The 451-nt window shown below is 57.2% G+C and carries 1 protein-coding gene; it reads left to right on the plus strand.

Annotation, left to right across the window (positions count from 1 at the left end):
- On the plus strand, positions 1-451 hold a 451-nt coding region (locus RH45_RS20560), incomplete at both ends, for a putative PEP-binding protein (protein WP_008081075.1).

Genomic DNA, 451 nt, shown 5'->3' on the forward strand with positions numbered 1-451 from the left:
TCCCGCCCAACTGAAAAGCGGCGAGCGAGTCAAAGTGATGCTGAATGCCGGGCTCAGCCCCGAGCATGAGGAAAAGTTAGGCAGTCGGATCGACGGTATCGGCCTGTACCGTACTGAAATTCCCTTTATGCTGCAAAGCGGGTTTCCCTCGGAAGAAGAGCAGGTGGCGCAGTATCAAGGGATGCTGCAAATGTTTAACGATAAACCGGTGACGCTGCGGACCCTGGATGTGGGAGCGGATAAGCAACTGCCCTATATGCCGATCAGCGAGGAGAACCCGTGTCTGGGCTGGCGCGGGATCCGCATTACGCTGGATCAGCCGGAGATCTTTTTGATCCAGGTCCGCGCGATGCTGCGCGCCAATGCGGCGACTGGCAACCTCAGCATTTTGTTGCCGATGGTCACCAGTATTGATGAAGTCGATGAAGCGCGGCGTCTGATCGAACGCGCC

Source organism: Vibrio sinaloensis DSM 21326, from assembly GCF_000189275.1.
In the GTDB taxonomy this organism is placed as follows: domain Bacteria; phylum Pseudomonadota; class Gammaproteobacteria; order Enterobacterales; family Vibrionaceae; genus Vibrio; species Vibrio sinaloensis.